Source organism: Oculatella sp. LEGE 06141, assembly GCF_015207605.1.
In the GTDB taxonomy this organism is placed as follows: Bacteria; Cyanobacteriota; Cyanobacteriia; order Elainellales; family Elainellaceae; genus Oculatella.
This window is the reverse complement of sequence record NZ_JADEWO010000006.1, coordinates 143,225-158,381: the sequence shown is the minus strand read 5'-3', so window position 1 is coordinate 158,381 and position 15,157 is coordinate 143,225. Positions and strand designations below refer to the sequence as shown.

The window sequence follows — 15,157 nt, the reverse complement described above, 5'->3', positions numbered from 1 at the left end:
TATTGTATTTGGTTAAATGAAAATTGTTCAAATTAATACTTACGATATTCAAGGAGGAGCAGCAAGAGCAGCTTACCGCTTGCATCAAGGGTTGATTCAAGTTGGGCAAGAGTCTACAATGCTCTCTCGATATAAAGTTTCATCAGATGAAACTGTTAAACAGGTTTATATTCGATCTTCGCAAAGCGATTACAGAGAAACTAGTTTAGTTGCAATTCAGGCGCACTATATTAATGCTAATAGAACCTATCTTTCTAATACTTTATTTTCGCTGCCTTATCCAGGATATGATTTAAGTCAGCGTTCTGAAATCGCTGATGCGGATGTAATTAATCTGCATTGGGTTGCTTTATCTCAATCTCCCATTACTTTGCAAAAGCTTTTTGCGCTGGGTAAACCAATTGTTTGGACGCTCCATGATATGTGGGCATTTACCGGAGGTTGCCATTACTCTGCAGGTTGCTATAAATACACAAAGGACTGCTCCAATTGTCCACAACTTGCTCATGATCCATGCAATTTGGCAGCCGCCATTTTAGAAGATAAACTAAAATGTCTGGCTGAGGCTAATTTGACAATTGTTACACCCAGTCAGTGGCTAGCTCATTGTGCTAAAAGTAGCCAACTCTTCAAAGATAAGCGAGTTGATGTCATTCCTTATGGGCTAGAAGCTGATGTTTTTGTGCCGTCGCCAAAGCAGCAAGCTAAGCAGGCAATTGGCATTCATCCAGATACAATTACTCTTCTATTTGGAGCTGGAAATGGTGATGAAGCAAGAAAAGGATTTGTGGAATTAATTCAAGCAATTCAGTATTGCTTAAATCACTCTGAGTTCCGTCAACTTATCTCAGGTACCAAGCTAGAACTTCTATGTTTTGGATATCCTAGCAGTCTATTGAAAGCGCTAGCTGTTCCGGTGCGATCGCTCGGCAACATCGAATCGGATCAACAACTGAGCGAGGTTTATTCTGCGGCGGATGTGTTTATCTTGCCTTCACTGGAAGATAATCTGCCCAATACTATGCTAGAAGCTATGAGTTGCGGCACACCTGTTATTGGTTTTGATACTGGAGGAATACCCGATCTCATTAAAGATGGCGTAACAGGTCGGTTAGTGCCCTTGGGCGACACTCATCAATTGGCGAAGGCGATCTTAGACACTATCTTCCAGGCCGATCGCCGTGAACAGATGGGGCAAGCCTGCCGCAGCGTGATTGAGGCAGGATATACGATGTCCATTCAAGCTGAGCGATATTTGGCACTGTATCGGGAGTTACATGATAAAAGACAACAGTTTGTCAGGATAGCGGCAACCGCTAAACCGTCGGCTAACGAAGTTAATCACGGAGACTCGTCTATGTCAGACATAAAGCCTGATGTACTACCTGCTTCCATCGAGATGTCATTGGGTACAGGGTTCGATCGCGTGTTCGATCGCGTTGCCGTTAAATCAGTTGTGATTGAATTACAGCAAACCCAAGCGCAACTTGAGCGAACCCAAGCGCAACTTGAGCAAACCCAAGCGCAACTTGAGCAAACCCAGGCTGATTCTCAATATGCTCAAGCCAAATTGGGGGAACAGCTACAGCAGGCGCAGCAATCTTCTACCACATTAGAAGCAGATCTAGTCAGAGAACAGCACCTTGTTCATCGGCTTAAAGAGCAGCTTCAGTCGGTAGAAGTAGTACGATCGCGGCTAAATAACGAGATGTATCAAGTTAACCAATACCTGAGACATCAGATTAAGCAGCTCAACCAGGCCAATCGAAAACTGACTCGACAAAACAAGCAGATTTCTCGCTCTGTTCATCAGCTAGAACAAGAGGTTGCTAACTTATCAACGGGCAAAGCGGCACTCCGGCAACTGTTCAAAACCAGCCTGCGGAAGCTGAAGTTGTACGATTTTGTCTATCAACGCCACGATCGCTTCGTTCCGGTTTATAACCTGTTGTTTCGCGATCGCTGGACACCTGCAACCATTTCACAAGCTAAGGCTACTCAGGTTGTTACTCCAGCTAAACAGCAAAATCCCCAGCACACTCGCCCAACTCAGACAGCCGCACCTCAAACGGTAGAGACTAAAGAACCCTCAGCCATTGATATGGAGTCGCCTGAGATTGAAGCGCTGGTGGTCGCGCGAGGCGTGGGGATTGAAGTGAACTCGAGCAATGCTTCTACACATTTAGATTTTTTCTCTAACCTCACGGTTGATACTCATCGCATCCTTTGCATTAATCCTCCACCATCCCTGCTGCCGTTGTTGCAGTCTTTGGCGCAACAGGAACGGCACATCATATGTGTGGAATGCAAGACGAGCCAATGGCTTAAAGGTAAAGGGTTTGAAGCGATCGCAACAGAATTGCCCCAATGGATGATAGCCACAAACAGAAGCAGCCTCAGGGAATTTGATACCCTTTACCTCAATCAGGATATCCCAGCAGAAACTCTAATTTTATTGAAGGGGCGATTGTCGGCAGAAACTAAGCTGCTGGTGAGCAACAATGAAGCGGCAGCACCCAACTCCAGCGAGTTCCTCAGCGAGTGGGGAACCACCGATAGCAGCATTGAAGGATTCCGTCTTTATCAATCTCCACCGAAGGATTGGATCGATCCATTTTGGCAAGTTCCACTCGCAGAAAACCATCATCGCTGGCCGTGGAACTATCCAGCTCCAACGGTTCCGGCTACCTTACCTTCCGGCAAGCCCTGGCCTAAAATCTCGGTGGTGACGGTTTCTCTCAATCAAGGTCATTACATTGAAGAAACAATCCGCTCGGTGTTGCTGCAAGGATATCCCAACCTGGAATATATCGTTCTGGATGGCGGTTCCACCGATCAAACATCAGCTATCTTAGACCGATATCGCCACGAATTAACGTACTGCATCAGTGAGCCGGATGAGGGGCAGTCTAACGCCTTAAATAAAGGTTTCAAGCTAGCCACAGGCGATATTTTGGCATGGCTCAACAGTGACGATCGCTACTTGCCAGATACCCTATTTCGAGTGGCGATCGCCTTTGATACCTACGGGGCAGATATGGTGTCTGGCGGTTGCCAACTGATTGAAGACCATAAACTTGCACCCTTCAAGACCCATCACAGCGCCATGCCGATTGGAAACGTTGTGCCCTTACCGCTCGATCGGCTGCTCAATTTGGATGACTGCTGGCAAAAAGGCGAATTTTTCTATCAACCCGAAGTTTTCTGGACAAGAGATCTCTGGGAACGGTCTGGTGCTGGTTTGAATGAAGAACTCTTCTACAGCATGGATTACGAACTCTGGTTGCGAATGGCGTATCAGGAAGCGACGATCGCTCATATTCCAGATCCATTAGCCCTTTACCGTGTGCATCCACAGCAAAAGACGTACGGGAACGACATTCCCTACTTACCAGAACTGAAGCAAGTTCGAGATCAGTTTCAAAATCAGGTCTTACAACTAAAATCGTAGACATTGCTATTGAACAAGCAGATTTCTAGCACAATGCCCCATGCAACTTGCACCTCTCACCGCTCAACCGTCTAGCTATCAAACCATCAAGACTAAACTCCAGCATCACGAAACGCTGCGAGTTCTCTTCATCAACGATTTGGGCTTTCAGTATGGTGCGGGAATTGCGCTTCTGCGGCAGGTGCAATCCTTCCTGGTGATGGGGCACGAAGTCTGCGCCCTGAGCTGGGTACAAGGGGATACAGAAGGAGCCATTGACCCTACCCCTGCTGGGGCATCTGGCACGTGGTTAGGCATGACCAGCCTGCCCTATCTGCATTCCGACCAGGGTATTAGCCAGGAGTGCATCATTGGAACGATCGCCCTGGAAGCCAGGCTGAGGAATCCAGATGTAATCATCCTTGGCAACCTGCATGCGGCTCATTGGTCGCTGCGCCTGCTGCCTGCCCTGCAAGCGTTGGGCTGTGCTGTCGTTGCCTTTATGCACGATTGCTACCTCGTCACCGGACGCTGTGCCTATACGGGAGGCTGCAATTTGTACGAGATGGGGTGTAACGACACCTGCCCCACCTGGAACCAGTATCCTAAGTTAGAACCCGACAAAATTTTTGATGAATGGGTGCTGCGTCGGCAAATTTTCTGCGGTCAGGCGGGGATACCGATCGCCGCAAATAGCCAATGGACTCTGGAGATGGCTCGGCGATCGCTGCGAGGGCTAACCCATGCGGACTGTGTCTATTACGGCCTGGACGAGCAGCTATTTAAACCCATAGACAAATCCCTGGCGCGTCGTCTGTTAGGCATTCCTCAAGACAGCTTTGTGATTTTAGGTGGAGCCGTTAACGTCAGCGATTATCGCAAGGGTGGCCATCTGTTCAATCAAGTGGTTCAAACGTTGAAAGATGAGGTGTATTTTCTGGCCTTTGGAGCCACCTCACAAGCGCAAACTGGCATTCGCGGCACCGGATTGCTGCGAGACTATCGCAAGATGCCGCTGGTGTACAGCGCGGCAGATATTTTTGTGGGCACCTCCTTGGAGGAGGCGTTTGGACAAACCTTTTGCGAAGCGGCAGCCTGCGCCTTGCCCGTTGTTGCATTCAATTTGGACGGCATTCCCGAAGTGGCGCGACATAACCTCAATGCTCGCCTTGCCAACCAAACTACGGCGGAGGCTCTGCTGCAAGAGATTGAATTTTTTAGACAAAATCCGGCCAAGCGCCAAGCCTTTGGAGCGGCGGGTAGAGCGATGGTGGAAGCGGAGTTTACGTTCAAAGCCCAGGGCGATCGCTGGATGAATTACCTGACTCATCTAACGGCATTAGACCCTTACCGCTGAGATCGCCTGGACTCGAAGAACGATTCGATCGCCCAAACATGATACATTGACCACTCATGAGAGTTGCGATCCACAATCCGTTTAAGAGAAAGTGTGTTGCCGAAACAGAGCTTTCTCGCAGAATTTATTTGGCAGCTAACGCTATTGGTTGGGATGCGGCTGAAGTTGGCTGCGCCGATGAGATTAAGCCATTTGCGCCCGATTTTGTGATTTCGCTGCACCATCAGGCAGCCAAACTCACGGCCTATCCTACCTATGGCTGCATGTGGAACCCGCCCGAATTCTTCGAAAAAGAAGAAAAATACGTCAAAAACATCTTGAGCTATGACGGCTATTTAGTGTCCTCTGGCACCATTCACCGCTGGCTTCACCATTTGTTGTATACCACCCCTAAGCGCTATTTGATGGCTCCGTTTTATACCAGTTGCCATCGGGTTCCCTATCATGCGCCGCTACTGGATGATCCGCGTCTGGTTTATTTCGGGGTTAACTGGGACGGCTCTCGGTTTCAACAGCTATTTGCCGGGTTAGATGCTCAGGACTACATGGAAATTTATGGCGAACCGAGCGGTTGGCAATACCTCCAGCAGTCCTATCGGGGAACGTTGCCCTGTGATGGGGTGAGCGTACTGGAGACGCTGAACCGAGCCGGAATTGGGCTGTGTTTGCATAAGGAGCAGCACCGCCAGACGGGCATTCCCTCCATGCGGATTTTTGAAATTGTGGCTTCTGGGGCGATCGCCATTTGCAGCGAGCATTCCTTTATTAAGGAAACCTTTGGCGACTCGGTGTTATATATTGACGCTGATCTGAGTGTGGCTGAACTGGTTCAGCAGATTTCACAACGGGTCGAGTGGGTACGCCATCATCCTCAGGCGGCCTTAGCCCTGTCTCAAACAGCGCACGCTATCTATTGGCAAAATTACAGCCTGGAGCAACTGCTGCAAGGCATTGCGGCTCAGCATGAGGCTCTGGTTCGCGAAAAAGGGTTTTACCCGGTGGCGGCTGGGGCTAAGGAGCCGCACCATGCCGATGTGCAAATCATCGTTAGAGCCAATGACAACGAACAGGCGTTGCAGCGCACGTTAGACAGCATTGTTGCCCAAACCCATTCGCCCGTTTCTGTAATGATCAGCGGTGCTAGAGTCGATTCGTCGCTGGTGGCTCAACTCAAGCCCTATGACCGCACCCTTGCGATAGACGTACTAGAGAGTGAGCCGTCTGGCTACCGCAGCCGTGAACTTTGGCAGGCGCTTAAGGCCGTCCAGTCCGACTATTTTTCGATTCTGCACAGCGGCGAGGTACTCTTCCCCAATCACCTGCATTGGTTGAGCCAGCTTTTGCATCAATTCCCCGATGCCGGAGTGGCCTACTCTGGAGCCATTCATCGAGTCATGGTAGACGAATCCAAGGCTAAATCCATCAGGGAACCCGTGCGACTGAACCAGTTTCAGTGTTTTGAATGGAGCGACCTGCTATCGCTAAATTCATTGATTGCTTCAAATAGCTTTGTGGCACGAAGTGCCCTGATCCAACAACTCAATCCCCACGATCCGCAACTGGCGCTCACGGATGAACTCTATTTATTGCTATACTTTGCTGCGATCGCCAAGTTTGTTTTTAGTTATGAAGTAACCTGCGAATGCCAGCACAAACCTTACCAGAATGAAGCTCAAAAACACATTTGGGAGAATGAAATCTCTGATCTCAAAACAATGTTGAAACGGCAAGACATTGCACCAGGAAAGCAAACTCAACTGGCGTATCACGCCCAAGTTGATTATTTAGACTTGCAGACTGACGTCAAACGATTACGGGTCGAAATGAAGCGATCGCAGCTTCAACTTCAAGCCGCTCAGGAGGCGATCGCCGCCATGGAAAGCAGTAAGTTTTGGCAATTAAGAACACAGTGGTTTAAGCTCAAGCAAAAAATGGGCATCAATCAAGACAGTTAAAGTTATTGTTTGAGCTATGAGGATCGCCATTCAAAATCCGTTTGTAGACCCATTTGTGGCTGAAGCTGAGCTTTCTCGGCGGATTTATTTAGCGGCTAAAACTTTAGGTTGGGAGGCGATCGAAGTTCACACCTCCGAGCAAATTCGACTTGCTAATCCTGACTTTGTGATTGCGCTACACAACAACAGTCCCAAGTTAGCGGGCTATCCCACCTATGGGTGTATGTGGAATCCACCATCCTTCTTTGAAGGAACGGAAAAGTTTGTGAAGCATGTCTTCAGCTACGACGGCTATTTAGTTTCGTCTAAACCGATCGATCGCTGGCTATTTCACCTTTTATACAACACCAATAAGCCGTATTTCACGGCACCGTTTTATACAAGTTGCCCTCAAACTCAGTATCAACCGCCCCACTTAGAAAATCCTCGCCTCATGTACATTGGTTCTAACTGGGACGGTTTGCGCTTTCAATCATTATTTGAAGCGTTGGATCACCAGCCTTATATGGACGTTTATGGTAATCCCAACGGCTGGACGCATCTTCAGCACGCCTATAAAGGCTCTTTACCTTACGATGGAATTAGCGTCCTCGAAACATTGAACCGAGCAGGTGTGGGGCTTTGCTTGCATCGAGAAGAGCATTGTCAGGCTGAAGCTCCATCCATGCGAATTTTTGAAATTGTGGCCTCTGGGGCGATCGCCATCTGTGGCGAGCATCCGTTTATTCGTCAAGCGTTTGGCGATTCCGTTTTATATATCGATCCCACCCCAAACGAGCAAGAACAGGTCAAGCAAATCTCGCAACACATGGCATGGATTCAACAGAATCCGGCTCAAGCTCTAGAGATGTCTGCGACAGCGCACCAACTTTTTAGCGAACAGTATTCACTCGAAAAACTGCTGCTTGATTTAGTTCCCTATCATCACGATCTGATTAGCAAAAAAGGCTTTGTTGCGTCCGGCGATCGTCCGTCCCTGCAACCGCAAGTCCAATTAATGATGCGGGTTGGAGGCCGAGATGTGGCAACCATTCGACGAGCATTAGATAGCATTGCCCACCAAACCTATCAAAATGTAGCGGTGATTGTGGTGCAATATCAAGATGTTGTAGGGCTGGAGCAATTGCTCAATCAGTACACGGCTCGAATGCCGATTAAACTAATTCAAAGCCCACCCACCGGATTTAGAAGCACGCAGCTTTGGGCAGGGTTGAACGCGGTTGATTCAGAGTACTTTGCAATTTTAGACGACGATGATGTGATTCATCCAAACCACATTCACACCCTGGTTTCATTACTTCAGCACCATCCCGATGCGGGGGTAGCTTACTCGGGTGCGTTGTGGGTTTTAGAACCCAATTTAGAGCCAAATACAACCGCAACTGCACCCTCGCCCTCCACCGTTGAACTCGCTTACTTTTCGCCGTTTAACCTGGACGAACTGTTGAAGTTTCGCAACTTTATTCCGTCTAACAGTTATGTCGCTCGGAGCGCCTTGCTCGATCCGGTTTTGAAGCGCGATCCTGAACTAAAGGTATTTGAAGATGTTTGTTTGCTGCTGCATCTTTGTAAACGAACTCGCTTCCTGTTTAGCTATGAAGCGACCGCAGAATTTTACTGGAGAACTAACGAGCAAGATAACTCTACCTTTTCGGGTAAACCGCTCTGGTCTCATGAAATGTCGCGGCTAAAATTTATCTTTTGGCGGCAAGAGTTTGCCCCCGGTAAAAGTATTCAAACTGTGCAGCAAATTGAAATAGAATATCCACGGTTACGCGCAAAGGTGAAGGAATTACAGGCTCAGCTTCAGGCGGCTGAAACCACGATCGAGGCGATGGAAACCAGTAAATTTTGGAGGTTAAGAAAGGGGTGGTTTAAAGTGAAGCGAATGTTGAAGTTGCCTGTCAACGGCTAATAGTATGCATGGGTGGTATTTGACCTGGTGCTATCCCATCTCATTTTCGCCAAACGACTAACAGAACACCCGCAACAATGAACCCCAACCCCACAACCCGCATGAGAGGAATCGACTCTCGAAAGGCAAAATGCCCAATTAGCACCGTAAAGATGTAGCTTGAGGCTACGGCAGGGCCAAGCACGCTGAGGTTAACGCGAGTGAGTAACAAAATGTATAAGACTGCCCCTAAACCGTAGATGAACAGTCCGCCGATGAGTTCGGGTGTGGTCGCAATGCTGAGGATATGGCTGATGGCGTTCTCTGGATTTACTTTTCCCAGTTTTAATGCGCCCGATTTGAGAAAAAACTGCCCGGAGACGCTCGCCATAATCGCCAGCAGCAAAAAACTAAATTCCTGTGGACTCACAAAACCACCCTCACTGAACCATTAGTTCATCAGTTTACAACTAGTTCCGAAGTAACTGCCGTTTGATAGGAGTTGATCGCTTCAATGCCTTTTCCCCACCATGATTTGTTCTGGACAGAAACAAAATCTTTCTTAGAGCAGTATGCTGAACCACTGGCTCCTATCCTGGCTCCTAATGAATTTATGGAGCTATTTCCGGGCAATTACCACTACAACGTGACGTACGTTTTGCCGCCTGAGCATTTCGATTTCGTGCTGTTTCACAAGGCAATGGTGGAAGAAATTGAGCCACCTTTTGCCCGAGGCGTTTTGGATCGGTTTCGTCCGGTGTTTGCCAATGCGGTGTTTGTCATTTATGCCAACCCTGATCGATCGCTTCCCGAGTTTCCCCCTTTAGTCGATGACCATTTAGAACCTCTCTTACAGCGGTTGTCGGCGCAGGCACTACGGCAACGCAGTACAGCCAGACAGCGCTACGCCATCACCATTACCACCCACAATCGCTCACAGAGTTTGCAGCGATCGCTACCCCAAATTTTGGCATTGGGTGCCCCGGTCGTCATTGTGGATGATGCCTCCGCCGCCGAGCATCGTTTGGAGAATCAGGCGATTGCCGATCGGCACCAGGTTCCCCTGATCTACATTCCCGACAATCGCGGCTTGCCAAATGCCATTAATGTCGGGATTGATTACTGGCTGGCCGATCCAACCATTGACTGGATTTCGTACTTTCAAGACGATGTGGACGTTCGCCCCGATACGTTAGACGTTCTGGCTCAGGTTCAAGACCCAACAGAGCGTCCATTGTTGACGGGGAAAGATGCCACAGAACATCAGAACTTTGGCGTTGCCGACATTGCAGGACATCCTGTGTTGCTAAAGCGATCGATGCCCGGTCAACACCTCCATGCTCACCGGGACTATTGGAGTGCAGTGCTGCCCATTCCCACCCCCTATCTGGGTGCGCCCAAACCAGACAAAGGCAAACCGGGGCAAGGAGCCGATGAAGATTGGTGGATCACCGCCTGGTCGCCGCACTCCATTGTGAAGCGGGGTGGATATGTGGTTTGTGTGCCCGGTCTGGTCAGTACGTTCAACCCCAATGCCGACGAATCGACGTGGGGCAACGTTAGCGTTTTGCCCGTGGTAGAGGAAACTGGGGCGATCGCGCCCCCGGCACCCACCGCGGCTCCACCTCAGCCGTCCTCTAAGCCTGATGCAGCGCTCAGCCTGGCGGGACTCAGAATCTTGGTTGACGGTTACAACCTGGAGATGACCAGCGGCACGGGCATTAAAACCTACGGCACCAGCCTGATCAAAGCCTTGAAGCACATGGGCGGTCATGTTGATGTGCTGTTGAGCCGAAACAGCAACGAGAAAAACAAGATTTTGGATGAGGTGCTGTTTTTTGATGACCAGACCCAGGGCAAGAGCAGAATTTTGGAGCTGTTGGGCTTAACCAAGGGGATGCTCCGCGCCTCTAGTGGGCCGTTGTATCGCGCCAGACGACGGCAAGCCGTGGGCGAGTTTGTGATCAAACAAGGTCGGTTTAGCGAAGACTTTCTTAAATATGCTGAGTCGTTTAACTTGCCTCAGTGCTACAAAATTGCCGAAAGTTTGTACAAGTATTTCAACAAAGTGTCGGATGTGTACCTGCCCGAAAAAGTCGATATCTGGCACGCCACTTATCCCATTCCAGTGCGGATCAAAGGAGCCAAAAAAATCACTACGGTTCACGATCTGATTCCGTTACGGCTACCCTACACGACGCTGGATGATAAGGAACATTTCTTTAACAAAGTCCGCAATGCGCTGGACGATTCAACCGTTGTGGTGACGGTATCAGAAAACTCCAAACGCGATATTCTCAGCTATTTTGATGCTGACCCTGATCAAATTGTGGTGACGTATCAGCCGATCGCCCTTGAGCCATTTACAGCGATCGAACAAGAAAAAACGCCTGAGTTTTTGAAGCGATTCAACCTGAATTTTAGGAACTATATTCTCTTTGTGGGGGCGATCGAACCTAAAAAGAATATTGGTCGCTTACTAGATGCCTATGCCACGTTAGATACCGACATGCCGCTGGTGATTGTCGGCAAAAAAGCCTGGTCCTGGGAAAATGAAATTAGTCGCTTGCAATACCTGTTTGATAAAGACTCTCAGGGTAAGGTGAAGCTCTTAGAGTATGTTTCAACCGAGAGCCTAAAGCACCTGTACCACGGTGCCTACTGCTTTGTATTCCCTTCCCTCTACGAAGGGTTTGGCTTGCCACCCCTGGAAGCGTTGACGTTTGGCTGCCCGGTTATCACCTCGCTAACCTCTTGTTTGCCAGAGGTGTGTGGCAAGGCCGCTTTGTACGTCGATCCTTACAGCGTTGATGACATCAAACAAAAGATGACTGATTTGCTCAACAGTCCGTCTTTGCGCGATCAACTCTCAAATGCCGGAACAGAAGTAGTGGACTACTTCAGCATGGACAACTACCTGAAGCGACTGCACGGAGCCTATACCAAAGCGCTGGGTTGAGCCTTAATGAACGGAATGGGGCAACACGCCAAGGCTGATAAAGCAATTGGCGAGCAGCGATTGGTTCAACGAATTGTATTTGGTTTGCCCGTCTCGCCGCACTTGAATTAATCCGGCTTCTGCCAAAATTTTGGAGTGATGGCAAAATAGAGCCAGACTAATTCCAGTGTGGTTGGCAATTTCTGAACCGCTAAGTTCTCCATTGGCCGCCAGCATTTCAACAATGCGTAACCGAGTGGGGTCAGCCAGTGCCGCAAAAATTTTGGCACGTTGCTCGGTATCGGCTTTGTCGGCGACGACGAATGGATTAGGAGCAGCGCGATCGGGCTTATCAGACATCATGGTTTTGCTATAGCAATTAGAACTGACTGATGGTCAAGGTCTGGATTTGGACTGTGAGTGCAGAGGTGCTAATTGGACACCCTCAGCGCAGTATGTAGGGGAAGATACGCGATCGTATCCCTCTCCTACCATCTTACGCTGATACGGTTCTACTGAAATGGTTAAACAACTACTTGACTAAAAGAGTTCAACCTCTTACTATCTTAGTTAAAAGGTTGTTTAATTACTTGAGCTACCTCAACGCAAACGCGCCTGTTGGCGGCAGCCATGCCCTTATTTCCAGTGTAGAGGCTGATTCAACCGATCGAAGCCCAAATTCTCTTCATCTTTAGTGCTGTATTTTTAAGGACGTTCAACGTATGAGCAGCGAAATCAATCTTCTTTCGCCTTACAAACTGGGATCGTATGACCTGCCAAATCGGCTGATTATGGCTCCTTTAACTCGCAACCGAGCTGGAGAAGGCAATGTTCCGGGTGCCCTCAATGCAACTTATTACGAACAGCGTGCTTCGGCAGGCTTAATTATTTCAGAGGCAACCCAGGTTTCGCCGCAGGGAATGGGCTATCCCAGCACACCGGGGATTCACTCGCCTGAGCAAGTTGAAGGGTGGAAGTTGGTGACTCGTGCCGTTCACGATCGCGGCGGTCGAATCTTTTTGCAGCTCTGGCATGTAGGCCGCATTTCTCACCCGTCGCTACAACCCAACGGTGAGTTGCCTGTGGCACCTAGCGCGATCGCCCCTGCCGGAAATGCCAGCACCTATGAAGGCGAAAAGCCATTTGTCACGCCTCGCGCCCTGGAGACTGAAGAGATCCCTGGCATTGTTGAAGATTATCGTCGTGCGGCTGAAAATGCGCTGGCGGCTGGGTTTGATGGGGTTGAAATTCACAGCGCAAATGGCTACCTGCTCGACCAGTTTTTGCAAGACAGCACCAATCAGCGTACCGATCGCTACGGTGGCTCTATCGAAAACCGCGCCCGTTTCTTGCTAGAGGTCACTGAAGCGGTGGTTGGCGTGTGGGGAGGCGATCGCGTTGGCATTCGTCTTTCTCCTAATGGCGTTTTCAACGACATGAGCGATTCTAATCCTGAAGCGCTGTTTACCTACGTCATCAACGAGTTGAACCGCTTTAATCTGGTTTATCTTCACCTGATTGAGCCACGCTGGGACGGCAGCGGCAACATGAACGGTTCCCGCGATTTGGGTAGCCAGTATTTTCGTTCAATCTTCAAAAACACGATCATCTCTGCGGGAGGGCACGATCGCCAAAGCGGTGATGAGGTCTTAGCAAAAGGCTATGCTGACCTGGTTGCCTACGGTCGATTGTTTATCTCCAATCCTGACCTACCCAAGCGGTTTGCTGCCAACGCCGAACTCAATCTATACGATCGCTCCACTTTTTACGGTGGCAGCGAACACGGCTATACCGACTATCCCTCGTTGGAACTGCAAACGGCTTAACCCTGCTTCCGGTCGAGGTTCTCTAAACTATCGGTTTATGTACCGATGCTCATGGCTCCACTTGCATCAAAGTGGGGCTTTTTGTTTGCTGGCAGGTGGGTTGTACTCTTCCAATGCCTCCAATGCCGCAGTATCAATCCGAGGCAGGACGGCAATGCTGCCCGTCATCCGCTAATTTAGCAACAGGTCTAGAATCATCTAAGCTGTCTATGCTAGTGCGTGCTGCCCCTGAAGGATATCTCTGCATTACTCAACCTACCCACGCCTGGGTTTCGGGACAATTGGCGCAGGCATGGGGCAATGACGACTTTGGCTCCTTTTCACCCTGGCGCGAAGTGTGTTTGGGTGCCGAGCAGCACGATATTGGCTGGTCAGTATGGGAGGGCGCACCCACGCTGAATGCTGAAACCGGACATCCACACCACTTTACAGAATTGCCAACGGCGACCCATATTGACCTTTGGACGGGGGCAAAAGCTTTAACCCTGCCGATGGGACGGTATGCGGCTCTGCTCGTTTCTTTGCATGGCACCGGGTTATATGAGCGCTTTACGGGGTGGCAAAAATCGGAACACAAATCGCTCGTTGAGCATTTTTTGGAGCGGGAAGCAACATTCCAACAACAGCTTATTGCAACCTTAAGGCGCGATCCTCACTATCAGGCTGATACATCCGATGAAGCGATCGCCCGTAATCGTCGTCTGGTTGCCATTTGGGATTGGCTTTCGATTCTTTTGTGTAGCGGTATCACAAGCGATCGCCAAATTGAACAGGTGCCCACTGCCAACGGCGATACCACCATCACCCTGGCTCCGCTGGCGCATGACTCAACCCAGATTAAACTGTCTCCGTGGTGTTTCCAGGCAGAGTCTGTTGCGCTGGTGTTTGAAGCCAAAGTGCTGGAGCGATCGTTCACTGACGAAACAGCCATGCGACATGCTCTCGCTAACGCTCCCTGGGTGACGCTGACCACCACTCTGTTGGCTGGTTAGGGCGAAGGCGGTACGAGAAATAGCGATCGAATACTGAACCTTTACGATGCATCATGGTTAGACGAGTTGGACTTTGGTTACTGTGGATCGGATTTATTGTCTATAGCCTGTTTTTGGCTCCTCCGATTCAAGCAGATATCATGCGGTTAAGGCTGTGGCTGGCCGGAAACTGGACGTTCCCCAATCCGGTGGTGGTTGCTATCTTTAGCCTGATCGGGATGTGGATTTTGATCGATAGCTGTGTTCTATTTGCAGATGGCAAGATGCAATCTATTCCCGTCTGGCCGTTTATTACAGCTTCCCTGGGTACTGGTGTAATTGGGCTAATTCCATACCTGGCTCTGCGCCAGTCGAATTCGACCTTTTCTGGATCAAAAGATGCGTGGCTGCGGTTTTTTGACTCTAACCGCACCGGGTGGTTAATCAGCATCAGCACCCTGTTTTTTATCGGTTACGGGCTGGCGGCTGGAGATTGGCAAGGCTTTGCCTGCCTGTGGCACACGAGCCGTTTTGTTCATGTCATGAGTCTGGCTTTGTGTGTGTTTTGTCTGCTGTTTCCCACCGTGTTGCGAGACGATATGGCGCGCCGTGGCCTAGAGAGCGATCGCCTGTTTTGGGCAGTGGCGCTGGTTCCTCTGTTTGGCCCCCTGGTGTACCTCTGTACGCGTCCGTCCATTCCCGAGTCGGAATCGACCTGAAAATCGACCTGAATGAGTTCTCAACAGCAGCGCCCATCTTAGCTAATATTCAAGTTGATCCCTAATT

The 15,157-nt window shown here is 49.6% G+C and carries 10 protein-coding genes; 8 read left to right on the top strand and 2 right to left on the bottom strand.

The window, feature by feature from the left end; genetic code table 11:
* The first annotated feature begins 16 nt into the window (after nt 1–16).
* Genes IQ268_RS06790 through IQ268_RS06775 form a run of 4 tightly spaced genes read left to right on the top strand, consistent with a single transcriptional unit; the run spans nt 17 to nt 8,657 of the window.
* On the top strand, nt 17–3,451 hold the full coding sequence (locus tag IQ268_RS06790; RefSeq protein WP_193876840.1) for a glycosyltransferase: 3,435 nt from the start codon (nt 17–19) through the stop codon (nt 3,449–3,451).
* Nucleotides 3,452–3,491: 40 nt separating this feature from the next.
* Nucleotides 3,492–4,787 carry a glycosyltransferase gene (locus IQ268_RS06785; protein WP_193876838.1) on the top strand — a complete coding sequence of 432 codons (1,296 nt, stop codon included), beginning with the start codon at nt 3,492–3,494 and terminating at the stop codon, nt 4,785–4,787.
* Between the two features lie 56 nt (nt 4,788–4,843).
* Entirely contained in the window at nt 4,844–6,742 is a 1,899-nt protein-coding gene (locus tag IQ268_RS06780; protein ID WP_193876836.1) for a glycosyltransferase, read from the top strand.
* A gap of 16 nt (nt 6,743–6,758) precedes the next feature.
* Nucleotides 6,759–8,657: a glycosyltransferase gene (locus tag IQ268_RS06775; protein WP_193876834.1), complete on the top strand. Its 1,899-nt coding sequence runs from the start codon at nt 6,759–6,761 to the stop codon at nt 8,655–8,657.
* A gap of 40 nt (nt 8,658–8,697) precedes the next feature.
* On the opposite strand, the gene IQ268_RS06770 is transcribed toward IQ268_RS06775, so the two are convergent.
* Nucleotides 8,698–9,066: an EamA family transporter gene (locus tag IQ268_RS06770; RefSeq protein ID WP_193876832.1), complete on the bottom strand. Its 369-nt coding sequence runs from the start codon at nt 9,064–9,066 to the stop codon at nt 8,698–8,700.
* A gap of 84 nt (nt 9,067–9,150) precedes the next feature.
* On the opposite strand from IQ268_RS06770, the gene IQ268_RS06765 reads away from it, so the two are divergent.
* A complete protein-coding gene (locus IQ268_RS06765; RefSeq protein WP_193876830.1) occupies nt 9,151–11,595 on the top strand; it encodes a glycosyltransferase in 2,445 nt (814 codons plus the stop codon).
* A 3-nt stretch (nt 11,596–11,598) separates the two neighbouring features.
* On the opposite strand, the gene IQ268_RS06760 is transcribed toward IQ268_RS06765, so the two are convergent.
* Nucleotides 11,599–11,937 (bottom strand): helix-turn-helix transcriptional regulator, encoded by a 339-nt coding sequence (locus IQ268_RS06760; RefSeq protein ID WP_228035145.1) that lies wholly within the window; start codon nt 11,935–11,937, stop codon nt 11,599–11,601.
* A 359-nt stretch (nt 11,938–12,296) separates the two neighbouring features.
* On the opposite strand from IQ268_RS06760, the gene IQ268_RS06755 reads away from it, so the two are divergent.
* The 3 genes from IQ268_RS06755 to IQ268_RS06745 all read left to right on the top strand — a co-directional run bounded on the left by IQ268_RS06755 (nt 12,297) and on the right by IQ268_RS06745 (nt 15,090).
* On the top strand, nt 12,297–13,400 hold the full coding sequence (locus IQ268_RS06755) for an alkene reductase (RefSeq protein WP_193876828.1): 1,104 nt from the start codon (nt 12,297–12,299) through the stop codon (nt 13,398–13,400).
* A 209-nt stretch (nt 13,401–13,609) separates the two neighbouring features.
* On the top strand, nt 13,610–14,392 hold the full coding sequence (locus IQ268_RS06750; protein WP_193876907.1) for a DUF3891 family protein: 783 nt from the start codon (nt 13,610–13,612) through the stop codon (nt 14,390–14,392).
* Between the two features lie 53 nt (nt 14,393–14,445).
* Nucleotides 14,446–15,090: a hypothetical protein gene (locus IQ268_RS06745; protein WP_193876827.1), complete on the top strand. Its 645-nt coding sequence runs from the start codon at nt 14,446–14,448 to the stop codon at nt 15,088–15,090.
* Nucleotides 15,091–15,157: the final 67 nt, after the last annotated feature.